This is a genomic window from Streptomyces sp. NBC_01210 (genome assembly GCF_036010325.1).
Classification (GTDB): domain Bacteria; phylum Actinomycetota; class Actinomycetes; order Streptomycetales; family Streptomycetaceae; genus Streptomyces.
On sequence record NZ_CP108549.1, the window covers coordinates 7,627,480 to 7,652,760 of the forward strand.

At 70.0% G+C, this 25,281-nt stretch carries 19 protein-coding genes and 3 pseudogenes; 16 read left to right on the forward strand and 6 right to left on the reverse strand.

Annotated elements, in window-relative coordinates; translation table 11 throughout:
- Positions 1 to 185: 185 nt before the first annotated feature.
- The 15 genes from OG735_RS34385 to OG735_RS34455 all read left to right on the forward strand — a co-directional run bounded on the left by OG735_RS34385 (position 186) and on the right by OG735_RS34455 (position 19,810).
- Positions 186 to 1,709 carry a sugar ABC transporter ATP-binding protein gene (locus tag OG735_RS34385; RefSeq protein ID WP_327327044.1) on the forward strand — a complete coding sequence of 508 codons (1,524 nt, stop codon included), beginning with the start codon at positions 186 to 188 and terminating at the stop codon, positions 1,707 to 1,709.
- Entirely contained in the window at positions 1,706 to 2,740 is a 1,035-nt protein-coding gene (locus OG735_RS34390) for an ABC transporter permease (protein WP_327327045.1), read from the forward strand. The genes OG735_RS34385 and OG735_RS34390 overlap by 4 nt, the downstream gene beginning before the upstream one ends.
- A gap of 81 nt (positions 2,741 to 2,821) precedes the next feature.
- Positions 2,822 to 3,868, forward strand: coding sequence for a substrate-binding domain-containing protein (locus tag OG735_RS34395; protein ID WP_327327046.1), 1,047 nt, complete (start codon positions 2,822 to 2,824; stop codon positions 3,866 to 3,868).
- Between the two features lie 45 nt (positions 3,869 to 3,913).
- Entirely contained in the window at positions 3,914 to 5,176 is a 1,263-nt protein-coding gene (locus OG735_RS34400) for a Gfo/Idh/MocA family protein (RefSeq protein WP_327327047.1), read from the forward strand.
- Positions 5,177 to 5,185: 9 nt separating this feature from the next.
- The gene (locus OG735_RS34405) at positions 5,186 to 6,190 is read left to right on the forward strand and encodes a sugar phosphate isomerase/epimerase family protein (protein WP_327327048.1); all 1,005 of its coding nucleotides are present in this window, start codon (positions 5,186 to 5,188) and stop codon (positions 6,188 to 6,190) included.
- 340 nt (positions 6,191 to 6,530) lie between these two features.
- Positions 6,531 to 10,220 (forward strand): ThuA domain-containing protein, encoded by a 3,690-nt coding sequence (locus tag OG735_RS34410; RefSeq protein ID WP_327327049.1) that lies wholly within the window; start codon positions 6,531 to 6,533, stop codon positions 10,218 to 10,220.
- 67 nt (positions 10,221 to 10,287) lie between these two features.
- A complete protein-coding gene (locus OG735_RS34415; protein WP_327327050.1) occupies positions 10,288 to 11,430 on the forward strand; it encodes an inositol-3-phosphate synthase in 1,143 nt (380 codons plus the stop codon).
- Positions 11,427 to 12,887: a UbiA family prenyltransferase gene (locus OG735_RS34420; protein WP_442812538.1), complete on the forward strand. Its 1,461-nt coding sequence runs from the start codon at positions 11,427 to 11,429 to the stop codon at positions 12,885 to 12,887. The genes OG735_RS34415 and OG735_RS34420 overlap by 4 nt, the downstream gene beginning before the upstream one ends.
- Positions 12,884 to 13,765 carry a sugar phosphate isomerase/epimerase family protein gene (locus tag OG735_RS34425; RefSeq protein WP_327327051.1) on the forward strand — a complete coding sequence of 294 codons (882 nt, stop codon included), beginning with the start codon at positions 12,884 to 12,886 and terminating at the stop codon, positions 13,763 to 13,765. The genes OG735_RS34420 and OG735_RS34425 overlap by 4 nt, the downstream gene beginning before the upstream one ends.
- Entirely contained in the window at positions 13,759 to 14,397 is a 639-nt protein-coding gene (locus OG735_RS34430; protein WP_442812539.1) for an EboA domain-containing protein, read from the forward strand. The genes OG735_RS34425 and OG735_RS34430 overlap by 7 nt, the downstream gene beginning before the upstream one ends.
- Positions 14,397 to 15,245, forward strand: a complete 849-nt coding sequence (locus tag OG735_RS34435; RefSeq protein WP_327327052.1) for a TatD family hydrolase — start codon at positions 14,397 to 14,399, stop codon at positions 15,243 to 15,245. The genes OG735_RS34430 and OG735_RS34435 overlap by 1 nt, the downstream gene beginning before the upstream one ends.
- Before the next feature lie 12 nt (positions 15,246 to 15,257).
- Positions 15,258 to 16,457 carry a metabolite traffic protein EboE gene (gene eboE, locus OG735_RS34440; protein WP_327327053.1) on the forward strand — a complete coding sequence of 400 codons (1,200 nt, stop codon included), beginning with the start codon at positions 15,258 to 15,260 and terminating at the stop codon, positions 16,455 to 16,457.
- Positions 16,454 to 17,869, forward strand: coding sequence for a nucleotide pyrophosphatase/phosphodiesterase family protein (locus tag OG735_RS34445; RefSeq protein ID WP_327327054.1), 1,416 nt, complete (start codon positions 16,454 to 16,456; stop codon positions 17,867 to 17,869). The genes eboE and OG735_RS34445 overlap by 4 nt, the downstream gene beginning before the upstream one ends.
- Before the next feature lie 22 nt (positions 17,870 to 17,891).
- A complete protein-coding gene (locus OG735_RS34450; RefSeq protein WP_327327055.1) occupies positions 17,892 to 18,932 on the forward strand; it encodes a sugar phosphate isomerase/epimerase family protein in 1,041 nt (346 codons plus the stop codon).
- Positions 18,933 to 19,138: 206 nt separating this feature from the next.
- On the forward strand, positions 19,139 to 19,810 hold the full coding sequence (locus OG735_RS34455; protein WP_327327056.1) for an HAD family acid phosphatase: 672 nt from the start codon (positions 19,139 to 19,141) through the stop codon (positions 19,808 to 19,810).
- A gap of 96 nt (positions 19,811 to 19,906) precedes the next feature.
- On the opposite strand, the pseudogene OG735_RS34460 reads toward OG735_RS34455, so the two are convergent.
- Both OG735_RS34460 and OG735_RS34465 read right to left on the reverse strand, forming a co-directional pair.
- A pseudogene (locus OG735_RS34460) lies at positions 19,907 to 20,147 on the reverse strand (MFS transporter); the annotation flags it as partial.
- 186 nt (positions 20,148 to 20,333) lie between these two features.
- Positions 20,334 to 21,218, reverse strand: a complete 885-nt coding sequence (locus OG735_RS34465) for an alpha/beta fold hydrolase (RefSeq protein WP_327327057.1) — start codon at positions 21,216 to 21,218, stop codon at positions 20,334 to 20,336.
- 264 nt (positions 21,219 to 21,482) lie between these two features.
- On the opposite strand from OG735_RS34465, the pseudogene OG735_RS34470 reads away from it, so the two are divergent.
- Positions 21,483 to 21,635, forward strand: a pseudogene (locus OG735_RS34470) (IS481 family transposase); the annotation flags it as partial.
- Between the two features lie 72 nt (positions 21,636 to 21,707).
- On the opposite strand, the gene OG735_RS34475 reads toward OG735_RS34470, so the two are convergent.
- The 4 genes and pseudogenes from OG735_RS34475 to OG735_RS34490 form a co-directional block, all read right to left on the reverse strand.
- Positions 21,708 to 22,445: an SAM-dependent methyltransferase gene (locus tag OG735_RS34475; protein WP_327328556.1), complete on the reverse strand. Its 738-nt coding sequence runs from the start codon at positions 22,443 to 22,445 to the stop codon at positions 21,708 to 21,710.
- Positions 22,446 to 22,463: 18 nt separating this feature from the next.
- Positions 22,464 to 23,654 (reverse strand): annotated as a pseudogene (locus tag OG735_RS34480) (glycosyltransferase); the annotation flags it as partial.
- A 125-nt stretch (positions 23,655 to 23,779) separates the two neighbouring features.
- Positions 23,780 to 24,151 (reverse strand): cupin domain-containing protein, encoded by a 372-nt coding sequence (locus OG735_RS34485; RefSeq protein ID WP_327327058.1) that lies wholly within the window; start codon positions 24,149 to 24,151, stop codon positions 23,780 to 23,782.
- A gap of 71 nt (positions 24,152 to 24,222) precedes the next feature.
- The gene (locus OG735_RS34490; RefSeq protein WP_327327059.1) at positions 24,223 to 25,224 is read right to left on the reverse strand and encodes a GNAT family N-acetyltransferase; all 1,002 of its coding nucleotides are present in this window, start codon (positions 25,222 to 25,224) and stop codon (positions 24,223 to 24,225) included.
- Positions 25,225 to 25,281: the final 57 nt, after the last annotated feature.

Below are 25,281 nucleotides of genomic sequence, written 5' to 3' on the forward strand. Positions count from 1 at the left end.
GGTCGATCGCACGACGCCAGACGCGCCGCAAGGCGTGAGTACCACCAGCACCACCAGCGCCGCCGGCACCTCCAGCATCGCAAGGCGCGAGCACCACCAGCGCCGCCGGCACCACGAGTGCCACCGCACAGCATGACCACCACGCCCTGCCCGCTCACCGGCCGCACCCGCCGAGGGGATTTGTCATGGCACCAGAACCACCCCTGCTCACCATGTCCGGTATCACCAAGTCGTTCCCGGGCGTCCGCGCCCTCGACGGCGTGGACCTGGAGGTCCAGGCCGGTGAGGTCCACTGCCTCCTCGGCCAGAACGGCGCCGGCAAATCCACCCTGATCAAAGTGCTGGCCGGAGCCCATCAGCCGGACGGCGGACAGATCACCTGGCGCGGCGGAGCGGTCTCCCTCAAGTCGCCCGTCGCCGCCATGCGGCTCGGCATCGCCACCATCTACCAGGAGCTCGACCTGGTGGAAGGGCTCTCGGTCGCCGAGAACGTCTTCCTCGGACACGAACCGACAGCGGCCGGTTTCGTCGTCCGGGGCAGGGAGGCCCGCTCGGCAACGGCCAAGCTGCTGAAGCGACTTGGCCACTCCGAGATCGAACCCGCCCGCCGCGTCGGCGATCTCTCGGCCGCGCAGCAGCAGATCGTCTCCATGGCCCGCGCCCTCTCCCACGAGGTACGCCTCATCGTGATGGACGAGCCCTCGGCAGCCCTCGACCCCGACGAGGTCGACAACCTCTTCCGTATCGTCGGCGACCTGACCGCCGACGGGGTCGCCGTCGTCTACATCTCCCACCGACTCGAGGAGATCCGGCGCATCGGCGACCGCGTGACCGTACTCAAGGACGGCCGGGCGGTCGCCGTCGGACTGCCCGCCAAGTCCACGCCGACCCGCGAGGTCGTCGCGCTGATGACCGGACGGAACGTCGAATACGTCTTCCCCGAGCGGCCCGCAGGCGACCGTGCGGGGAACCGCGAACCGGTCCTGCAGGTCGAAGGACTCGCCAGGGACGGGGAGTTCGCGCCCGTCGACCTGGAACTGCGGCCCGGCGAGATCGTCGGGCTCGCCGGACTCGTCGGCTCGGGACGCTCCGAGATCCTGGAGACGATCTACGGCGCCCGCAGGCCCAGCGCGGGCCGCGTACTCGTCGACGGCAGCCCCTTGCGCCCCGGCAGCGTCCGGGCGGCCGTCCGCGCCGGAGTCGGACTCGCCCCCGAGGAGCGCAAGGCGCAGGGGCTGCTGATGCTGGAGTCCGTCACCCGCAATGTCTCGGTCTCCACGCTCTCCCGCTTCTCCCGGGTCGGCTGGCTCGACCGCAAGGAGGAGCGCAGGGCGGCGCAGCAGGCGACCAGGGAACTCTCCCTGCGCCCCGACAACCCCGACGCCCGTATCCGTACGCTCTCCGGCGGCAACCAGCAGAAGGCCGTGCTCGCCCGCTGGCTGCTGCGCGGCTGCCGGGTGCTGCTGCTCGACGAGCCCACCCGCGGTGTCGACGTCGGCGCACGCGCCGAGCTCTACGCCGTGATCCGCCGGCTGGCCGACGAAGGCCTCGCCGTACTCCTCGTATCCAGCGAAGTGCCCGAAGTGCTGGGCCTCGCCGACCGGGTGCTGGTGCTCCGCGAGGGCAGCGTGGTGCACACGGCCGACGCCCGGGAGCTCGATGAGCACCGCGTACTCGACCTTGTGATGGAAGGGAGCCCGACGGCATGACGCAGCCAGTTTCTCCGGCGCAGCGGGACGCGCCGACACCCACCGCCAAGTACGCACCGGACAACCGGGGTTGGCGTCGACCGCTGGGACTGCGCGCCGATGTCCGCAATCTCTCGCTGCTCGGTGTCCTCGGCGTCCTGATCGCCGTCGGCGGCATCACCAAGCCGGATGAATTCCTCGATACGAGCAACCTTCAACTCGTGCTGACCCAGGCCTCGATCATCGGCGTGGTCACCGTCGGTATGACCTTTGTGATCACCAGCGGCGGCATCGACCTGTCGGTCGGCGCGATCGTCGCGCTCGCGTCGGTATGGGCGACAACGTTGGCAACACAGGAGTACGGCTTCGCGGGCATCCTCTTCACCGCGGTCGTCGTCGGGCTGGGTTGCGGTCTGGTGAACGGGCTGCTCATCGCGTACGGAAGGATGGTGCCGTTCATCGCGACCCTCGCCATGCTCGCCTCCGCCCGCGGACTCGCCCTCCAGATCACGGGCGGCAAGACGCAGATGGTCACCGTCAACTCCGTACTCGACCTCGGTGTCAAGGACGCCTACGTCCTCGGCATCCCTCCGCTGGTGCTGGTCTTCGCGGCGGTGACGGTTGTCGGCTGGCTGCTGCTGAACCGTACGACCTTCGGACGGCGCACCGTCGCCGTCGGCGGCAACGCCGAAGCGGCCCGCCTCGCCGGCATCGATGTACGGCGGCAGCGGCTGTATCTGTATCTGCTCTCCGGACTGTGCTGCGGAATCGCCGCCTTCATGCTGATCGTCCTCGCCGGATCCGGACAGAACACCAACGGCAATCTCTACGAACTCGACGCCATCGCCGCGGCGATCATCGGCGGCACGCTGCTCAGCGGCGGCCGCGGCACCATCGTCGGCTCGGTCCTCGGCGTCCTCGTCTTCACCACCATCACCAACATCTTCGCCCTCAACAACCTGGAGAGCGCCGTCCAGCAGATCGCCAAGGGCGCGATCATCGTCGCCGCGGTTCTGGTCCAGCACCGCACGCTGCGAGGCGCGGAGGCCTGACCCGGCCGGCCGTTCCCTCCCGCTCCCCCCATCTGTCGCACCCCCATCCCTCGTACCGTCCAGCCGAAGGGTCGATCCGTCATGCCAGAAATCCCAGCCACCAGCCGCAGAGGTCTGCTCTTCGGGACCGCCGCGGTCTCCGCCGGCGCGCTGCTGACCGCCTGCACCAGCAACGAGCCCAAGAAGTCGGAAGCGGCGACGAACCATGCGCCGGCCGCCGACGACAAGCCGGGCAAGGCCGTCACCATCGGCTTCGCCGGACCGCAGGCCGACCACGGCTGGCTGAACGCCATCAACGAGAACGCCAAATCCCGGGCGAAGAAGTACTCCGAGGTGACCCTCGAGATCACCGAAGGGTCCAACGACACCGCGGCCCAGATCGGCCAGGTCCAGACGCTGATCAACAAGAAGGTCGACGTCCTGGTGATCCTGCCGGCCGACGGCAAGGCCCTCACCCAGGTCGGTCTGCAGGCCATGAAGGCCGGGATCCCCGTCATCAACCTGGACCGGATCTTCGCCTCGCCGCAGGCGTACCGCTGCTGGATCGGCGGCGACAACTACGGCATGGGACTCAACGCCGGCAACTACATCGGCGAGCAGCTCAAGGACAAGCCCAACGCCAAAGTCATCGAGCTTGCCGGGCTCGACAACCTGGAACTCACCAAGCAGCGCACCCAGGGCTTCGACGACGCGCTGAAGAACTACCCCAACATCAAGAAGGTGGCCCGCCAGGCGGCCGATTTCACCGTCGAGTCCGGCCAGGCCAAGATGGCCCAACTCCTCCAGGCCCAGAAGCAGTTCGACGCGCTGTGGAACCACGACGACGACCAGGGCGTGGGCGCGCTGCGCGCCATCGCGCAGGCCGGCCGCAAGGACTTCCTGATGGTCGGCGGCGCCGGCGCCAAGTCCGCGATGGATGCCATCAAGGCCGACAGCAGCGTGCTGAAGGCCACCGTTCTGTACCCGCCCACGATGGCCGCCTCCGCCGTCGACCTCGCCCGTGCGCTGGGCCAGTCGAAGGGCGTCAGCGGGATGTCCGAACTGGAGATCCCCGCCTCGATCACCCTCTACTCGGCCGTCGTGACCAAGGAGAACGTCGACGAGTATCTGCCCACCGGCTTCAGCTGACCGGCCTGCCCGCCCCCACCGAGCAACCGATGAGGAGGAACCCGTATGGAACAGAGGGACAGTGAGGCCGCTCCGCCGACGCTGGGCGTCGGTATGGTCGGCTACGCGTTCATGGGCGCAGCCCACTCACAGGGGTGGCGCACCGCGGGACGTGTCTTCGACCTGCCGATGCGGCCGGTCCTCGCCGCGATCGGCGGCCGTGACGCGACAGCCGTGCGGGCCGCCGCCGCCAAGCACGGCTGGGCCGCGGCGGAGACCGACTGGCGCGACCTCGTGACCCGCGACGACGTGCAGCTCGTCGACATCTGCACACCGGGTGACAGCCATGCGGAGATAGCCGTTGCGGCGCTGGAGGCGGGCAAGCACGTCCTGTGCGAGAAGCCGCTCGCCAACTCCGTCGCCGAGGCGGAGTCGATGGTCGCGGCGGCCGAACAGGCCCGGGACCTCGGCCAGTTGGCCATGGTCGGCTTCAACTACCGGCGGGTGCCGGCCATCGCGTACGCCCGGCGGCTGATCGCCGACGGTCGGCTCGGGACGCTGCGGCATGTGCGTTTCACCTATCTGCAGGACTGGCTGGTCGACCCGGACTTCCCGCTCACCTGGCGGCTCGAGCGCGAGCATGCCGGTTCAGGGGCGCTCGGTGACCTGGGCGCGCACATCGTGGACCTCGCGCAGTACCTGGCGGGGGAGCCGCTGATCGGGGTCTCGGCGTTGTCGGAGACCTTCGTACGGGAGCGGCCCCTGCTCGCCGGGGCGGCGACCGGACTCTCCGCGTCCGGCGGTATCGAAAGGGGGCCGGTCACCGTCGACGACGCGGCGCTGTTCACCGGGCGGCTGGCGTCGGGCGCGCTCGCCTCCTTCGAGGCCACCAGGATGGCCTCGGGCCGCAAGAACGCCCTGCGGCTCGAAATCAACGGTGAGCTGGGCTCGTTGGCGTTCGACCTGGAGCGGCTCAACGAGCTGTCCTTCCACGACCACACCGAGCCCGCCCCCTCGTCCGGCTTCCGGCGGATCCTGGTCACCGAGCCGGAGCATCCGTATCTGGAGGCGTGGTGGCCGCCCGGCCATGCCCTCGGCTACGAGCACACCTTCGCCCACCAGGCGCGCGATCTCATCGAGGCGATCGCGACGGGCAGCGACCCCGCGCCGTCGTTCGCCGACGGGCTGCAGGTGCAGCGGGTGCTCGCGGCGGTGGAGGCGAGCGCGGAGAGGAACGCGGTCTACACGCCTGTGGAGACGTCCGTACAGACGCCCGCGAGGACAGCCGCGAAGGCACCCGTAGAGACGCCCGTACAGGCACAGGCTTAGGAGGGTCCGATGCCACGTCCGTTCACACTCTTCACCGGCCAGTGGGCCGATCTGCCGCTGGAGGAGGTCTGCAGGCTCGCCCGCGACTTCGGCTACGACGGCCTTGAACTGGCCTGCTGGGGCGACCACTTCCAGGTCGACAAGGCGCTCGCGGACCCTTCGTATCTCGACGGGCGGCACGCATTGCTCGACAAGTACGGACTCAAGTGCTGGGCGATCTCCAACCATCTGGTCGGCCAGGCGGTCTGCGACAGCATCATCGACGAACGCCACCAGGCGATACTGCCCGCCAGGATCTGGGGCGACGGCGAGCCCGAGGGCGTACGTCAGCGGGCCGCGGCCGAGATCAAGGACACCGCACGGGCCGCGGCCGCCTTCGGGGTCCGTACCGTCATCGGCTTCACCGGCTCGTCGATCTGGCATCTGGTGGCGATGTTCCCGCCGGTGCCGGAACGGATGATCGAGCGCGGCTACGAGGACTTCGCCGAGCGCTGGAACCCGATCCTCGACGTCTTCGACGCGGAGGGCGTGCGCTTCGCCCACGAAGTGCACCCCAGCGAGATCGCGTACGACTACTGGACCACGAAGCGGGCGCTGGAGGCCGTCGGCAACCGGCCGGCCTTCGGGCTCAACTTCGATCCGAGCCACTTCGTCTGGCAGGACCTGGACCCGGTCGGCTTCCTCTACGACTTCCGGGACCGGATCTACCACGTGGACTGCAAGGAAGCCCGTAAGCGTCTCGACGGACGCAACGGCCGGCTCGGCTCCCATCTGCCGTGGGGCGATCCGCGGCGCGGCTGGGACTTCGTGTCGGCGGGCCACGGCGACGTTCCGTGGGAGGACGTCTTCCGGATGCTGCGGTCGATCGGCTACGCCGGGCCGATCTCGGTGGAGTGGGAGGACGCGGGCATGGACCGGCTGGCAGGTGCTCCGGAAGCGCTTGCCGACCTGAAGCGCTTCGATTTCGATCCGCCCACGGCCTCCTTCGACGCGGCATTCGGAGGCGGCGACTAGCTCATCGGGCCAGGTACGGACCCGGTTGTGGACACGCCGCCGGGCCGGTCCGGCCTGCCCGGATCCGTCTTTGTCCTGCGGTAGGGAAAAGTTGAACTTCCCTTCTGCACAAGGGCTTTCCGTCCCGGACGAACCCGGATACCGTCCATGAGGTGTACAGGACATAGGTGGTCCCGGTGTGACGGCGCACTCCGGATTCCACGGCAGTCAGCCCGGTGCGCGGTGCGGGACGAGCACCGCCCCGAGAGCACGGAACCATGCGCTCCACCCCCAGCCCGCACGGCGATTGAGGGCAGAACACCGCCCCGCCCGTTCGACCGGCCACTCCCGGAGGACATTCGTGCACAGGAAAAGGCTCAGAGCCCGCAAGGCGCTCGCACTCCTCACCGGCAGTCTTCTCGCCGCCACCTCGCTCGCCCTCACCGCGCCGCAGATCGCGGCCGCAGCCGACCCCGAACCGGCCGCGGCCGCAGAGGAATTCCAGCAGGTCACTCTCGCCAAGGGCGGTGAGGAGACCGGTGAGCCGATGTCCCTGGCCGTACTGCCCGACCGCAGCGTGCTGCACACCTCACGCAACGGCGAGCTGCGGATGACCGACAGCGCCGGCAACACCCGCGTCGTCGGCACCATCCCCGTCTACTCGCACGACGAGGAAGGTCTCCAGGGCGTCGGCCTGGACCCCAAGTTCAGTGAGAACCGCTTCATCTATCTCTACTACGCACCGCCACTGAACACCCCCGCGGGCGACGCCCCGAACACGGGCGCACCTGCGGACTTCGCGAAGTTCGACGGCGTCAACCGGCTCTCGCGCTTCGTCCTGAAGGCCGACGGCACCCTCGACAACGCCAGCGAGAAGAAGGTCATCGACATCCCGGCGACCCGCGGCATCTGCTGCCACGTCGGTGGCGACATCGACTTCGACGCGCAGGGAAATCTGTATCTGTCGACCGGTGACGACTCCAACCCCTTCGCCTCCGACGGATACACACCGATCGACGAGACGCCCGGCCGCAACCCGGCCTACGACGCCCGCCGCACCTCCGGCAACACCAACGATCTGCGCGGCAAGCTTCTGCGGATCAAGGTCAACGACGACGCGTCGTACTCCATCCCCGACGGCAACCTCTTCGCGCCCGGGACCGACAAGACCCGGCCCGAGATCTACGCGATGGGTTTCCGCAACCCCTTCCGGTTCAGCGTCGACAAGAAGACCGGCATCGTCTACGTCGGTGACTACGGCCCCGACGCGGGAGCGGCCGACCCCAAGCGCGGACCGGCCGGACAGGTCGAGTTCGCGCGGGTCACGAAGCCGGGCAACTTCGGCTGGCCGTTCTGCACCGGCAAGAACGACCCGTACGTCGACTACGACTTCGCGACCAAGACATCCGGAGCGACCTTCAACTGCGCGGCTCCCAAGAACGAGTCGCCGTACAACACCGGCCTCGTCGATCTGCCGCCCGCGCAGCCGGCCTGGATTCCGTACGACGGCGGTTCCGTGCCCGAGTTCGGCACCGGCTCGGAGTCCCCGATGGGTGGACCCGTCTACCGTTACGACGCCGCCTCGACCTCCCCGGTGAAGTTCCCGGAGGCGTACGACGGCGACTTCTTCGCCGGTGAGTTCGGCCGGCGCTGGATCAAGCGCATCGAACAGGGCGAGGACGGCGCGGTCCAGTCCATCAACCCCGTCCCGTGGACCGGCACCCAGATCATGGACATGGCCTTCGGCCCGGACGGCGCGCTGTACGTACTCGACTACGGCACCGCCTGGTTCGGCGGCGACGAGAACTCCGGGCTCTACCGGATCGAGAACGCCACCGGCGGACGCTCCCCGGTCGCCGAGGCCGCCGCGAACAAGACCTCCGGCAAGGCGCCGCTCAAGGTCGCCTTCTCCTCGGCCGGCACCGGCGACAGCGACGGCGACACCCTGACCTACGTCTGGGACTTCGGCGACGGCGGCACATCCACCGAGGCCAACCCCACGTACACGTACAAGAAGAACGGCACCTACACGGCGACCGTCACCGCCAAGGACCCCAGCGGCCGCAGCGGCTCCGCCAGTGTCCATGTGGTCGTCGGCAACACAGCGCCCAAGGTGACGCTGGAACTCCCCGCAGAAGGCGCTCTGTTCAGCTTCGGCGACGAGATCCCGTTCAAGGTAAACGTCACCGACCCGGAGGACGGGACGATCGACTGCGCCAAGGTGAAGGTGACCTACATCCTCGGCCATGACAGCCACGGCCACCCCATCACCTCGGCCAACGGCTGCACCGGCACCATCAAGACCTCCGCCGACGGCGGGCACGACGCAGACGCCAATATCTTCGGAGTCTTCGACGCCGAGTACACCGACGGCGGTGGCGGCGGCCAGGCCGCGCTCACCAGCCACGACCAGGCGCAGCTGCAGCCGCGCCACCGGCAGGCCGAGCACTACAACAACTCCTTGGGCATCAAGATCTACGAGAAGGCGAGCGCCCACGGAGGCAAGACGGTCGGCGACATCAACAACAACGACTGGATCTCCTTCAAGCCGTACAACCTGACCGGGTCCACCAAGCTCACCGCCCGGATCTCCTCCGGCGGCACCGGCGGCTTCCTCGAGGTGCGCACCGGATCGGCGAACGGTCAGATCCTCGGCTCCGCGCCCGTCCCCGTCACCGGCAGCTGGGACACCTTCCAGGACATCGACATACCCCTGCGGGCCGTACCGAAGACGACCACCGAGCTGTTCCTGGTCTTCAAGGGCGGCGACGGAGCCCTCTACGACGTGGACGATTTCGAGCTCTCCCGCAGCGCACCGGACCGGACCGCAAAGCGCGTCCTGGTCTTCTCCAAGACCGCCGGCTTCCGCCACGACTCCATCCCGGCCGGCATCGCCGCGCTGAAGGAGCTCGGCAAGTCGAGCAACATAGCGGTCGACGCCACCGAGGAGGCGGCCCAGTTCACCACCAGCAACCTCGCCCGCTACGACGCCGTCGTATTCCTCTCCACCACCGGTGACGTACTGGGCGCCGACCAGCAGAAGGCGTTCGAGAACTACGTCTCCACCGGAGGCGGCTACATGGGCGTCCACGCCGCGGCCGACACCGAGTACGACTGGGCCTTCTACGGCGGGCTCGTCGGCGCCTACTTCGCCTCCCACCCACAGATCCAGCCCGCCACCGTACGCGTCGAGGACCACACCCATCCGTCGACCGCGCACCTGGACGACGCCTGGGAGCGTACCGACGAGTGGTACAACTACCGCACCAATCCGCGTACGCAGGCCCGTGTACTGGCAACCCTGGACGAGACCAGCTATCAGGGCGGCACCATGAAGGGCGACCACCCGATCGCCTGGTGCCAGAGCTACGAGGGCGGCCGCGCCTTCTACACCGGCGGCGGCCACACCAAGGAGTCGTACGCCGAACCGGCCTTCCGCATGCACCTGCTGGGCGGACTGCGCTACGCCGCAGGACAGGTCAAGGCCGACTGCAAGCCGAAGACGGGATACCGGCCGATCTTCAACGGCAGGACGCTGGACGGCTGGAAGCAGGCCGGGCCCGGGAAGTTCAATGTCGTCGACGGAGAACTGCGCTCCGAGGGCGGCATGGGCATGCTCTGGTACCAGGCCAAGGAGCTGACGTCGTACTCGCTGAAGCTCGACTGGAAGATGACGGGCGACGACAACTCCGGTGTCTTCGTGGGCTTCCCGGCCTCCGACGATCCCTGGTCGGCGGTGAACAACGGGTACGAGGTGCAGATCGACGCCACCGACGCGGCTGATCGCACCACCGGCGCCGTCTACGGCTTCAAGTCCGCCGACCTCAAGGCCCGCGACCGCGTCCTGCGGCCACCCGGCCAGTGGAACAGCTACGAGATCCGGGTTCAGGGTGAACGCCTGCAGATCTTCCTCAACGGCGTGAAGATCAACGACTTCACCAACACCGACCCGGTGCGCAGCCTGAAGGACGGCTACATCGGCATCCAGAACCACGGAGCCGACGATCAGGTGTCCTTCCGCGACATCCAACTCAGGGAGCTGCCCTCCTAGGCGCGTCCCGTCAGACGGCGGCGGGCGGGGAGGCGCCGTACCCCCCGCCCGCCGTCCACCACACCGAATGGCAGGGAGGCAGCCCGTGTCCGCTGAAAGTAGTGGCCGTGTCGGAGTCTGGTTCGTCGGAGCACGAGGTTCCGTCGCCACCACCGCGGTGGCAGGATGCGCGGCGGTCACCGCCGGCCTGCACCCGCCGACCGGGATGGTGACCGAAACCCCGCCCTTCGCCGGCTCCGGGCTGCCCGCCCTGTCGTCGCTCGTCTTCGGCGGACACGACACCGCCCACTGTCCGCTGCCCAAGCGGGCCGAGGAACTGGCCGCGGCGGGCGTGCTGCCGCACGGTGTCGCGGCGGCGGTGCGCGGTGAACTGACCGCAGCCGACGAGGAGATACGAGCGGGCGGGCCGCAGTCGTCCGGCGACACCAGGACCGACGAGGAACTCATCGGCGCCTTCACCGCGGACCTGTCCGACTTCCGGGAGCGGCAGCGGCTGGCCCGGGTCGTCGTCGTCAATGTCTCCTCCACCGAACCGCAGCCCGCGCCGGACGCGATACGGCTACCACCCAGCGCCCTGTACGCGGCCGCGGCGCTCCGGGCCGGCTGTCCCTACGTCAACTTCACCCCCTCCACCGGGCTGCGCACCGTGGCCCTCACCGACGCCGTCGCGGCAAGTGGACTTCCCCACGCGGGCCGCGACGGCAAGACAGGCCAGACGCTGCTCCGCTCCGTGCTCGCCCCCATGTTTGTGCAACGCGCTCTGTCCGTACGGGCATGGTCGGGTACGAATCTGCTGGGCGGCGGGGACGGAGCGGCGCTGGCCGACCCGGGCGCGGCGGCCGCGAAGAACGCCGGCAAGGAGCGCGTACTCACCGACAATCTGGGCCACACTCCGGAGGGCGAGGTCCATATCGACGACGTACCGGCGCTCGGCGACTGGAAGACCGCGTGGGACCACATCGCCTTCGACGGGTTCCTGGGCTCGCGGATGATCCTCCAGACCATCTGGCAGGGCTGCGACTCGGCGCTCGCGGCCCCGTTGGTCCTGGACCTGGCGAGGCTGGTGGCCCGCGCCCATGAGGCGGGCATCTCGGGTCCGCTCCCCGAACTGGGCTTCTACTTCAAGGACCCGGACGGCGGCCCGGCGGGCCTTTCCGAACAGTTCGAGTCCCTGCTGACCTTCGCCGACCGGCTGCGGGAGGCCCGGTGACGGGGTTTCTCTCGATGCGCCTCTCGCACGGGATGCGCCTCTCGCACGGCGGATCCGGCGCCATGCGGGCCTGGGCGGAACTGCTGCGCGTCTCCGCGCTGTTCACAGTCCCGGGCGACGCGCTGGCCGGCGCCGCCGCCCTCGGCATCCGCCCCAACCGCGGTACGGCGCTCGCGGTGGGAGCCTCGCTGTGCCTCTACGAGGCGGGCATGGCCCTCAACGACTGGGCGGACCGCGAAGAGGACGCGGTGGACCGCCCGCACCGCCCCATCCCCTCCGGCCGCATCACCCCGGCGACCGCGCTCACGGCGGCCGGCGCGCTGACGGCGGCGGGCCTGGCGCTGGCATCCCGCGCGGGCCGCCCTGCCTTGGCGGTGGCGACAGCGTTGTCAGCGACGGTGTGGTCGTACGACCTGCACTTCAAGCACACGGCCGGCGGCCCGGCGGCAATGGCTGCGGCGCGGGGGCTGGACCTGGTGCTGGGGGCGGTAGCGACGGGTACGGTACCGCGGGGCGCGGGCGGGCGCGGTGTCCCCGGCGGGGTGGGGAGCGCCCTGCTGGGCGGGCGTTTGTCGTTGCTTGCGAAGCGCAGGCCGGGCAGGGGAGCAGGAGCAGCTGGCTCGCCCGGCGTGAGCGCGGGTTGGCCACCGCCCGGGGAGGCGCGCCGGCCCGGCGTGCCGGCCGCCTGGAGTACGGCCTCAGGCCCGCCGAGTGCCGGAACGGCAGCCCTGGCCCGGCTGCTTGGCACAGGACCCGCAGGACCGGGCCGGGTGATTGCCGCAGGACCAGAGCGGTTGCCCGACCGTGCTGTATCGCGCCGGGCCCGTGGCGGCGTCGATGCGCGTGGTGCGAGTGGTGCGGCGCTCGTCGCGCTGCCGTCCGCCGCCGTGCTCGCGGCGCACACCTACGCCGTCACCGCCGTATCGCGCCACGAGGCGCAGGGCGGCTCAACGGCCGTACCCCTCACCGCATTCGCTGCGAACCTGGGGCTCGGCGCCCTCGTGTCCCGCGTCCAGCGAGTCTCAGTCTTCGCGCCGCGAGGCGCGCGCGCCGGGCAGCGCGGCCTGCCCGCCTTGCCCATCCCGGCCCCGAGGTCCGGGGGCTTGCCCCCCACGCGGCGGAGCCGCATATCGATACAGCAGGGAAGGGGCGAGTCCGGGGAAAACACCCCGCAGGCCCCCCGGCCCCCCGCACCTGTGGACCACCTCACCCCCGCGCGCCTGCTGGCCACCGCCCTCGCCGCCGCATACATCCGCACCGCCGCAAAACCCCTCCTCCACGCCGCCCTCAACCCCTCCCCACCGCTCACCCAGCGTGCCGTCGGCGGCGGCATCCGGGCCATGATCCCGCTCCAGGCCGCCCTCGCCGCCCGCACCGGCGCCGGAGCCACCGCCCTCGCGGTCATGGGACTCGTACCGCTCGCCCGCAAGCTCGCACGGAAGGTGAGCCCGACATGAGCCCCGACACCAGCCACACCAACCTGCGCCTCGGCTACGGCACCAACGGTCTCACCGACCTCCGCCTCGACGACGCCCTCGCGCTCCTCGCCGACCTCGGCTACGACGGCGTCGGACTGACCCTCGACCATATGCACCTCGACCCGCTCGCCCCCGACCTCGCCGCCCGCACCCGCCACGTGGCCAAGAGACTCGGCGAGCTGGGCCTCGGCGTCACCATCGAGACCGGCGCCCGCTATGTCCTCGACCCCCGCCGCAAACACGGGCCTTCGCTCCTCGACCCGGACCCCGACGGCCGCGCCGCCCGCACCGACCTGCTGATCACCGCCGTGCGGGTCGCCACCGACCTCGGCGCCCACGCCGTGCACTGCTTCAGCGGCATCACCCCTGCGGACACCCTCACCGACACCGCGTGGAAGCGGCTCGAAGGGGCACTCACCCCCGTCCTCGACACCGCCACCGACGCCGGCATCCCCCTCGCCGTCGAGCCCGAGCCCGGTCACCTCCTCGCCACGCTCACCGACTTCCACCACCTCCGCGGCCTGCTCGGCGCCCCGGAGCCCCTCGGGCTCACCCTCGACATCGGCCATTGTCAGTGCCTGGAACCCGACGCGCCCGCCGACTGCGTCCGCAATGCCGCGCCCTGGCTGCGGCATGTCCAGATCGAGGACATGCGCCGCGGCGTCCATGAACACCTTCCCTTCGGAGACGGGGAGATCGACTTCCCGCCTGTCCTGGAAGCCCTCGCCGCCACCGGCTACCAAGGCATCACCGTCGTCGAACTGCCCCGCCATTCCCATGCGGGCCCCGAACTCGCCCGCGAATCGATTGAGTTCCTCCGCTCACAGGTTCCGCCGAAGGGAGTACCGGCATGGTGACGCCGTCCCGCAAGGAACTCGAGGCACAGCTCGACGCACAGCTCGACGGAGCCGCCCGCGCCTGGCTCGCCGACGCACTCGCCGAGGCTGCCCGCGCCGCCCGGACGCCACCGGTCGCCCCCTCCCCGTACGCCGCACACACCTGGGAGCTCCGGTTCGCCGCCGCCGGCCGGCACTGCGGCCAGAACCGGGCCGACTCCGTACGCACCCTGCTCCTCATCGAGGCCCGCGCGGACCTGGACACCCTCACCCGCCTCTACCGGCAGGGCACCGCCGCCGAGCGCCGCGCTGTGCTCCTCGCCCTGCACCATCTGGTGGTGGGCCCCGAAGTCCTGCCGCTCGTCGAGGACGCCCTGCGCACCAACGACACCCGGCTCGTGGCCGCGGCCGTCGGCCCGTACGCCGCCGCTCACCTCGATCCGCACTCCTGGCGGCACGCCGTCCTCAAGTGCCTGTTCACCGGCGTGCCCGTCGCCGCCGTCGCCGGCCTGCACAGACGCGCCGCAGGCGACGGCGAGCTGGCCAGGATGCTCGCCGACTACGCCGCCGAGCGCACCGCCGCCGGCCGCGACGTGCCCCCCGACCTCAATCGCGTGCTGACCCTGACCGGCGAGCAGTCCGAGGAGTCCTGATGCGCATCTTCGACCCCCACATCCATATGACCTCCCGCACCACCGACGACTACCAGGCGATGTACGCCGCCGGTGTCCGCGCCCTCGTCGAACCGTCCTTCTGGCTCGGCCAGCCCCGCACCTCGCCCGCCAGCTTCTTCGACTACTTCGACGCCCTGCTCGGCTGGGAGCCCTTCCGCGCCGCCCAGTACGGCATAGCCCACCACTGCACGCTCGCCCTCAACCCCAAAGAGGCCAACGACCCCCGCTGCACACCTGTACTCGACGCGCTGCCCCGCTATCTCGTCAAGGACTCCGTCGTCGCCGTCGGTGAGATCGGCTACGACTCCATGACGCCGGCCGAGGACACCGCGCTGGCCGCCCAGCTCCAGCTCGCCGCCGATCACGGACTGCCCGCCCTCGTCCACACTCCGCACCGGGACAAGCTCGCCGGACTGCACCGCACCGTCGACGTCATCCGCGAATCGAACCTGCCCGCGGAACGCGTACTGCTCGACCACCTCAATGAGACGACCGTAAAGCACGCCACTGACAGCGGCTGCTGGCTCGGCTTCTCCATCTACCCCGACACCAAGATGGACGAGGACCGGATGGTCGCGGTCCTCAAGGCGTGCGGAACCGAGAAGGTCCTGGTCAACTCGGCCGCGGACTGGGGCAGGAGTGATCCGCTCAAGACCCGCAAGGTCGGCGACGCGATGCTCGCCGCCGGTTTCACCGAGGACGACGTCGACCAGGTTCTGTGGCGCAACCCCGTCGCCTTCTACGGCCTCAGCGGCCGCCTCCAGCTCGACATTCCGGATCCGGAGTCCCTCCACGAGGGCAACTCCATACTCCGCGGCGGGGAATGAGGAGACAGACGTATGCGCTTCCGCCATCCCGACGGCGCCACCGTCCACCTCTCCTACTGCACCAACGTCCACCCCGCCGAGACCCTCGACGGCGTACTCGTCCAGCTCCGCGACCACTGCGAGCCGGTACGCAAACGACTCGGCCGCGACCGCCTCGGCATCGGCCTCTGGCTCGCCAAGGACGCCGCCCGCGCACTGATCAGCGACCCGGCCGCGCTGCGCGGCCTGCGCACCGAACTCGAATGCCGCGGCCTCGAGGTCGTCACCCTCAACGGCTTCCCGTACGAGGGATTCGGCGCCGAAGAGGTCAAGTACCGCGTCTACAAGCCGGACTGGACCGACCCCGAACGCCTCGCCCACACCACCGACCTGGCCCGTCTCCTCGCCGCCCTGCTCCCCGACGACATCACCGAGGGCACCATCTCCACCCTCCCACTCGCCTGGCGCACCCCTTTCGACGATATGGCAGCCGGGGCCGCGCACACCGCCCTGACCACTCTCGCCGAACGCCTCGACGCCCTCGAGGAACTCACCGGCAAGTCGATTCGCATCGGTCTGGAGCCCGAGCCCGGCTGCATCGTCGAGACCACCGCGGACGCGATACGTCCCCTCAGAGCGATCGCATCGCACCGCATCGGCATCTGCATCGACACCTGCCATCTCGCCACCTCCTTCGAAGATCCGCAGGCTGCCCTGGCGGCGCTCACCGCGGCAGGTATCACCATCCCCAAGGCGCAGCTGTCCGCCGCGCTCCACGCCGAAGAACCACACCTCCCCGAAGTACGGGCGGCGTTGGGCGCCTTCGCCGAACCCCGCTTTCTGCATCAGACCCGCACCCTTCCCGGAGCTCTCCGAGCAGGGGAGACCTCATCCGCGGGCGGTCTGCGCGGCACCGACGATCTCGACGAAGCCCTCGCCGGCACGGCGCTGCCCGACGACGCCCCCTGGCGTGCCCACTTCCACGTCCCCCTGCACGCCCCGCCCGCCCCGCCCCTCACCTCCACCCTCTCCGTACTCCAGGACACGCTGAACCGGCTCGTCGGCGGCCCTGACCCGCTCACCCGACACCTCGAGGTCGAGACCTACACCTGGCAGGCCCTCCCGCCCGAGCTGCGCCCACGCAACCGCACCCAGCTCGCCGACGGCATCGCCGCCGAACTCACCCTCGCCCGCGACCTGCTGGTCGACCTCGGCCTCAAGGAGCTGCCATGACCGACGCCGCCCACCCCACTCCCACCCCTCTCCTGGTCCTGGACGTCGTAGGCCTCACCCCCCAGCTCCTCGACCACATGCCGCACCTCAAGTCCCTTGCCCAGTCCGGCTCCCAGGCCCCCCTCACCACCGTCCTCCCCGCCGTGACCTGCGCCGCCCAGTCCACCTTCCTCACCGGCGCCCTCCCCGCCGAGCACGGCATCGTCGCCAACGGCTGGTACTTCCGCGACCTCGGCGACGTACTGCTCTGGCGACAGCACAACGGCCTCGTCTTCGGCGACAAGATCTGGGACGCCGCCCGCCGCGCACACCCCGGCTACACCGTCGCCAACATCTGCTGGTGGTACGCCATGGGCGCGGACACCGACTTCACCGTCACCCCCCGCCCCGTCTACTACGCCGACGGTCGCAAGGAACCCGACTGCTACACCCGGCCCCCCGAGCTGCACGACGAACTCACCGAGAAGTTCGGCACCTTCCCCCTGTTCCACTTCTGGGGCCCGGGCGCCGACATCGTCTCCAGCCAGTGGATCGTCGACGCGACGCGACACATCATGCGCACCCGACACCCCGACCTGACCCTGTGCTACCTTCCGCATCTCGACTACGACCTGCAGCGCTACGGCCCCGACGACCCCCGCTCGTACCAGGCAGCCGCCGACCTCGACGCCGTCATCGCCCCGCTGCTGGGCGACGCCAGACAGGAAGGCCGCACGGTCGTCGCCCTGTCCGAGTACGGCATCACGCGCGTCAGCCGCCCCGTCGACATCAACCGCGCCCTGCGCCGCGCCGGCCTTCTCGAAGTCCACACCCAGGACGGCATGGAGTACCTCGACCCGATGGCCTCCCGCGCCTTCGCCGTCGCCGACCACCAGCTCGCCCACGTCTACATCCGCCGCCCCGAAGACATCGACGCCACCCGCGCGGCACTCACCGACCTGCCCGGCATCGAGCAACTCCTTGACGACGAGGGCAAGAAGAGCCACGGCCTCGACCACCCGCGTTCCGGCGAACTCGTCGCCATCGCGGAGGCCGACGCCTGGTTCACCTACTACTACTGGCTCGACGACGACCGGGCCCCCGACTTCGCCCAGCTCGTCGAGATCCACCGCAAACCCGGCTACGACCCGGTCGAACTCCTCATGGACCCTCTCGACCCGTACGTACGCCTCAAGGCGGCCAAGGCGATCGCCCGCAAGAAACTCGGCATGCGCTACCGCCTCGCGGTCGTGCCCCTCGACCCCTCACCTATTCGCGGCAGCCACGGCCGCCTGCCCACGAGCGACGAAAGTGACACCGGGCCGCTCATCCTCTGCTCCACCCCCCGCGCTGTCAGCGGCCGCGTCGCGGCCACCGATGTGAAGTCCCTGCTGCTTCAACTCGCTGGACTCCACTCAAGCAGAGACCACTGACAATCCGATCCCGGGAGATCCCATGAGCCGCACAAGCAAGGCCAACGACCCCGAACTCGCCCACAGGCTCAGCAGACGCGGCATGCTCGGCGTCGCCGCCGGCGCGACCGCCGCCGCCATCGTCGGCGCCGCTGCGGGCCCGGCCTCGGCAGCCGTGACGAGTGCCGCCGCCCCCGGCAGGGGCCGCCCCGTCCTGCCCCCCGGCCGCCTCGGCACCCAGCTCTACTCCCTGCGCGACAAGGTTTCCGGCCTCGGCTTCGCGAAGGTCTTCGCCGAGCTGGAGCGCTACGGCTACGACGAGATCGAGTACGCCGGCTATACCCAGGGCACCGGCCCCATCACCCTCGCCCAGCTGAAGCAGCTCGCCCACGACCACGGGCTGCGCGGCATCGGCAGTCACGTCGGCTACTACTCCAGCGACCCGAACGCCTACACCTTCGCCCAGAACCTCGACAAGGTCCTCGACGACGCCCAGGCGCTCGGCCTGCCGCACATCGGCACCGCATCGGGCCCCTTCCGCTACGGCTCCACCGTCGATGCCTGGAAGCGGGCCGCCGAGGAGTTCAACACGTATGGAGCCGCCGCCAGGAAGCGCGGTCTGAAGTTCTACCAGCACAACCACGCCGAGGAGTTCTCCTTCGCCACCGACCAGCCGAACGTCCGCCTCTACGACGTGCTGCTCGCCGAGACCGACCCCGATCTGGTCCACCTCGAAATGGACATCTACTGGGCGTTCGTGGGCCAGTTCCGCTTCAGCAAGCGCGTCGACGGCACCCCAGCCCCCTTCGACCCTCTGCGCTATGTCCTCAAGCGGCCCCACCGCTACCCGCTTTTCCACGTCAAGGACGGCACGCACGACGAGTCCGCCCGCGACGGCTACCGAATGGTGGACGTCGGGGACGGAGACATCGACTACAAGCGCTTCATCTCCGCGGTGAACAAGACCCAGGGCGGCTACCGCGACCACCACTGGCAGACCGAACACGACAACCCGGTCGAGTCCTTCGCGTTCGCCCGCAAGTCGAGTGAGCACCTCCACTCGCTGCGCGAGAAGGGCTGCTGAGGGTTCGTACGGCACCGCATCGGGTCCGCGCGGTACTGCTTCCTATCCGCGCGGCGCCGATCCCGCGTCGGCGCGGGAATCCTGCTACCGGCCAGTAGAGGGAACGTAAGGTTCCGTCCATCATGGGACGCGAACATGCCAAATGCCCTCCGTCCGTACGGGACGGAGGGCTTCCCCTGAGCTGTTCCGAGACGCAGGAGCCCCCCATGCATGCAGGCAAGTGGAGAATCCGGTCGGTGGTCGCCGCCGCCGCGCTGACGTTCACCATGGCCGCCCCGGTCGCAGCGGCCGCGGACTCGACCGGGTCGGACCGCCCGGCGACCCCGGCCGCCACCGCCGCCGCGCCGCAGCAGTCCGGCCACGCCAGTACGCTGCTCGCCGACGTCGACTACGGGACCTGGCAGCGTGATGTCGCCGCCGTCGTCGCCATTGCTCGCCCCTACATCGAGCAGCGCACCACGAACACCTCCGGTGCGAAGCAGGCGATCGTCCTCGACATCGACAACACGTCGCTCGAGACCGACTTCCACCCCTTCTGGGAGTACCCGACGCCTGCGGTCAAGCCGGTCCTCGAACTGGCGCGTTACGCGAAGTCCCGCGGTGTGGACATCTTCTTCGTCACCGCCCGCCCCGGCATCCTCCACTCGCTCACCGAGTACAACCTGAAGAAGGTCGGGTACCCGGTCGACGGCCTGTACGTACGGGATCTGCCTGACCTCTTCGACGAGGTCAGCGCGTACAAGACGGGCAAGCGGGCCGCGATCGAGGCAAAGGGCTACACGATCATCGCCAACATCGGCAACAACACGACCGATCTCGTGGGCGGCCACGCCGAGAAGACGTTCAAGCTGCCCGACTACAACGGCGACCTGTCGTAGCCGTCGGCATGACCGGGCACAACAGCGGGGGCCGTCACGACCGTTACCGGTCGCGACGGCCCCCCCTCGCCGTAAAGCCTTGTCCCTGCCCGCGGCTCAGACCACGTCCCGGCTGATCGGCCGGGGAGTCGGCACGATCTTCCGTGCCGGCGGCCACCCCGGAGCCCGTAGGAACAGCTGCGAGCACCACCGACGCAAGACCGATGGACCCGGCCAGCGCGAAGAACATGCCGTAGTTGGAGGCGTTGTTGTTCTCCCCGAAGTGGTCCGCGGTCATCGCCGCGAACAGCGGGAAGATCGCGCCACCGCCGAAACCGGAGACCATCGAGCGGAACACTCCTTCCAGCCCCCGACTTGCCCGGCGGGATGCGGCCCCTGCGTGCCAAGGACGCCGGCGCGGAGCCCGGGTGACGGCCTCGGCGAAGGCTGTCACCCGGTAGCGGCGTCCGATCTCAGTGCCCGGGCGGTCGTGGATGCGCCCACATGAGCACTCTCGTTCCTCGTCCCACCACTACCGAACCGCTCACGCCATTCCGATCACGCCTTGAGCGGACGGGGCCGGGAGCGTGGCGAGTTCGCCCAGGACGCGGGCCGCCGGCGCGGGGTCGACCAGCCACTTCAGGTGGCTGCCCTCCAGTGTGCGGACGTCGTACGGGTTGTCAGGCGTCAGCTCGTTGCCCTCGCGGATCAGGCGGTCCTGTATGGCGAGAGGCAGGCTCGTGTCGTCGGCCAGGCGGATGTAGGTCTTGGGGATGCGGCCCCAGGTCGCTGCCTGAGCCCGGTCGGCGGAGCCGCCGACGTCCAGGTTCTCGTCGGGCTGGAAGGTGTTCAGGAAGGTGTGGAACTGCTCGTCGGTGCCGTCGGCGAAGAAGGCCGCCTTGAACGCCGTGAGCGAGTCCGGGTTCGCGGTGCGGAAGTTGACGCGGAGCAGGCCGAGGTCGGCAGGGTTCCCGGCCAGCGCCGAAGCGAAGGCGGCGGGGTCGACCGTGGCCATCTCCGGCTCGGTGTAGTAGTCGTTGATGTCGAGGTGGACCGGGCACCAGGCCGAGACGTAGACGATGCGGTCGATCAGATCCGGGCGTGCGTTGGCCGCGGCCGTGACCGTGACACCGCCCCGGCTGTGGGCGACGAGGATCACGGGGCCGTTCCGCTTGGCCCGTTCGAGGATCCCGATGAGGTGCGCGACGTTGTCGGCGAGCGTGACGCCCTTGATCGAGCCGGGCGCGGTGGCGAGCCCCTCGGGGTCCTGCGGCGACTGATAGGCGCGGGTGAAGGTCGCCTGGAACCCGTGGCCGGGCAGGTCGACGGCGACCGAACGGTGCCCGAGGAGGCCGAGTTCGGCCTGGAGGGGCGCGAAGGAGAAGGAGTTCGCGAAGGCTCCGTGCACCAGTACGAACGTCGGTTGCATCTGTGTACTCACTTTCCGGCCGCCGCGGTTCGGCGTCGGCCATGGCGGGCCCCGGCGCGGGCGAGCCGACTCAGGGCCGAGGAACGGGCCAACGTCCGCGGCACACCGTCCCCCGCTGCGGGGGACGTCTTCGTGCGTGGAACGCGTCACTCGGCCAAGTGCGGTCAACCGCTGCGCCTGGCGGGCATGGGGTGGACATTCGTTTGATGTCCCAAGATTCACATTGTCCAGCGGATGATCATCCGCACTACTGCCTACACATGGGTCCACCGGCTGCGGACCCACCGAAAGCCCGACCCGGCCCGTATCGGGTCGATCCTGGGCATGCCGGCCTCGACCGTGCTCCGGATTCCGGTCCGCCACGGCCTGAACCGCCTGGCTTCCCCGACCGACCCCCACGGCATCACCGTCGAACGGGTCCTGACCGACAACGGCTTCTGCTCAACCGCACCCTGCTCGACGAATGGGCTTGCCAGCGGCCCTACGCGATCAATCCGATGTTTGACGCAGGACCAGGCAGAGAAAGCCGAAGCTGTCCCGGTACCCGCGCAGCCACTGCGAACGCTGGGCGGTGGCCGTCTCCAGTACCTGTGCGCCAGCCGGATCGGCAGGGTGGTCCAGAGCCCATGAGGCCAGCGAGCCCCAGCAAGCCCACTCGTAGGAGTCCAGCTCACTGCGGGTGCTGACATGGCCGTGGACAGGGGTCCATCCGTCGGCGACGACGCGGTCCACCGTGGTCGCCAGGTCGGCGAGGTCACCGAACATCTCGACGGCCGCTGGCGAAGGGGCGCGGTCCCAGAACGACTCACCGATCAGAACGCGGCCTCCGGGAGCCAGGTGCTTGCGGGCCGCCGCGAGGGTGGGGAGAAGACCGCCGAAGGCATGCGCGGCGCCGACGCTGATCACCAGGTCGAACGGTTGTGGAGAGCCGAAGTCCGTGGCCTCCTGCTGGTGGAGGACCAGGCGCTCGTCGACTCCGAGTTTGCTCGCTGCCTGGCGGGCCTGTGTCAGAGCGACTTCGGAGACGTCGACGCCCTCGGCGTGCAGGTGCGGGCGCGTCGCCAGGGCGCGCAGAAGCCACTCCGCTGTGCCGCATCCGAGGTCGAGCACTCGCTCGTCACCTCGCGGGAGGCCGCGTTCGAGCAGCCGACTGACCGAGTCGTCGTCGAGCGGAGATTTTATCGGGTGGTCGGCATGCGCGATCATGGAGATCTGTTCGCGGCTCACCGGCGCGGCGTGCCCCGTGTCGAGGAGCAGCTTCGCGGCCACCGCCGTCCCGTCGGTGCGAATCGTGCCGGCGACGGCCTTCGCCCGTGCTTCCGTCTCGGGGGTCAGGGCCGTCCTGAGTGCGTCTGACAGGGACTCGAAGGTCGGGGTCGGGCCGTCGTGTGCCGCGCCGATGCCCAGGTCGGCCACGCGGGCGGCCCAGTGCGGCTGGTCCACGAACTGGGGCACCACCACCTGGGGTGCACCGGCTCGGGCGGCGGTGGTCGTGGTGCCTGCGCCGCCGTGGTGTACGACGGCCGCGACCCGGCGGAACAGGGACTGGTGGTTGACGTCGCCTACGGCGAAGCAGTCGTCCGAGTCGTCCACCAGGCCCAGGTCTGCCCAGCCGCGGGAGACGAGCACGCGGCGGCCCTGCGCGCGGGCCGCCTCGACGGTTGTCCGGGCGATGTCGGTGGCTGTGCTCATGGGCATGCTGCCGAAGCCGACGTACACCGGTGGGGTGCCGGCGTCCAGGAACGTCTCCAGATCGGCGGGCAGGGGGCGTTCGTCGGGCAGGATCCACGCGCCGGTCTGCACGAGGTCGAGGTTCGTCAGTTGCTGCCACGGGCCCAGGACCGGGTCCACCGCCAGCCACGGCCGTTCGGTGAAGACGTGGTCGCGGACGTTGTCCACCGGTGCAAGGCCGATCGCCGCGCGGTGGGCGTTGAGGGGCTGGAGGTAAAGGGCGTTGACCTTCTGGGCGTCCAGGTCCCACAGGGCCTGGTTGTCGGTCATGTCGGGCGGAGCCGACGGGCCGGGCCGCGGCGACGGTCGGTAGTGCGTGGAGGGCATCTCGAACGGGTGGAAGCCCGCGTACACGTAGCGGATGCCCAGCTTCTCGGCCACCGAGCGGGCGCCGGCCGGCATCAGACCGCTCGCCACCAGCACGTCACAGTCCTCGGCCGCCTTGCCGACCGTGTCGAAGTGCTCGGCGACCAGCTCGGCCGCGAACGCGGCCGCGTCCGACGGGGGCGCTCCCGTCCGCAGCGCGCGCACGTCCCGCCCGAAGGGCACCAGATCCGCGCCGACACCGGCCAGCAGTTCCGCGAACTCCTCGTCCGGCGGTGCGCACACGCGTACCTCCGCGCCGAGTTTCCGCAACTGCGCCGCCAGTCCCGCCAGCGGCGCGATGTCGCCGCGCGATCCGTACGCCATCAACAGCACACGCATGTCGTGTTTCTCATTCCTCTGGATGCCGGCCTCGGCCGGTGATGGTGCGGCAGGATCCGGGTCTTCCGGGTCTTGCCTCGGGCCCTTTGGGGCGGGTTCGTGTCGGGCGGTGGTGATCAGCGGGATCAGCGGGCCCAGGGCAGTTCGCGGGTGCCTTCGGTTCCGGGTACGGAGGCGAGGGCGTCGCAGTGCATCGCGACGTGGGCCTCGGCCCGCTCCGGGGCGTGGATCCGGCGCAGGAGTCCGGAGGGCAGGATGAACGTCTGGCCGGCCAGGACCTTTTGGGTGTGGCCGTCGCAGGTCACTTCCAGGGCGCCCGCGGTGACCGTCCAGACCTGTTCACGAGTGACGGAGTGCTCGGGGCCGGTTGCCCCGGCGTCCATGCAGACCGTCCAGGTGCTGAGTTCGGTGCTGCCGCGGCTGGGAGCCGCCAGGCCGGTCATGGTGGCGTTCGGGGAGACGGTGACGTTGTCGTTCGACGGAGTGATGACGCGCATATGGGGTGCTCCTCGGTGGCGTTCGGGGACGGGACGGGCCGCGAGGGAAGGGAAGGGGCCCGTGGGTGAGGTCAGGTAGCGGGCACGTCGAGCTGGAACTCGCGGGTGCGCCGGTAGGAGCGGAATCCCAGTCGGTGGTTGACGGCCAGCATGTGGACGTTGTCGTCGGCGTTGTCCGTCTCGATCTCGACGACGCCGGGATGCTCGGCGCGCAGACGCCGCACCATGGCGGCCTTGACCCACAGCCCAAGGCCGTGGCCGCGGTGCGCGGGCACGACAGCCGTGTCGTACTGCTGGGCACGCGGCCCGGAGCCCTGGGGGAGCAGGATCTCGGTGTAGCCGGCCATCGTGCCGTCGTCGTGGACTGCCGCGATGGTCAGCAGTGTGTCGCCGCGGTCGGCGATCACCTTGGCCATGGCGCGGACGCGGTCGGCGTCCCACGCCACGCTGCCGTAGTCCAGGTCGCCGACGGGCATGTCGTTCATCGCGTTCTTGGCTGCGGCGAAGGCGTCGGCGAGCTCGTCGGGAACCGTGCCGGGCCAGCGGGTCAGCCGGTAGCCGGGGGGCGCGGTATCGGCGATCTGCGGCAGGTCGGCCTCGGGCAGCTCGTCGAGGCGCAGTATGAGGTGATCCAGGGTGAGTGCCCGGCGGAAGCCCCACCGTTCACTGAAGGCTTCGCCCGGGCTGTCGGCCGCGGCTGCCGCGATGAGGCTACGCCGGTTCTCGGTGAGGCAGGCCGCCACGACCGCCGACAGCAGGAGGGAGCCGGTTCCCAGGCGCCGGTGTGCGGGGTCGACGTGCAGTTCCAGTTCGGACAGGTGCTCCTGGCCCGGGGAGGTGAACACCCGCAGGCCGGCGACTCCGACGGGGACGCAGTCCGCCCCGATGGCCAGCCAGGTCAGCCGGCGGCTGCCCAGAGCGGGCTGGGTGAGCTGGGCGTGGATCTGTCCGGGGTCGGGGGTCGGTACTCCGGGCAGGTCGTGGGCCATCGAGGTCGCAACGACCTGATGCCATGCGGCGGCCTCGGCGACCGAGACGCGCTGGAGCGGAATGACATGTACAGATTCGGACAAGGCGATGGCTTTCGTAGTCGGGTCGGTCGTACTTCGGGATGCCAGGAGGGCGTACTC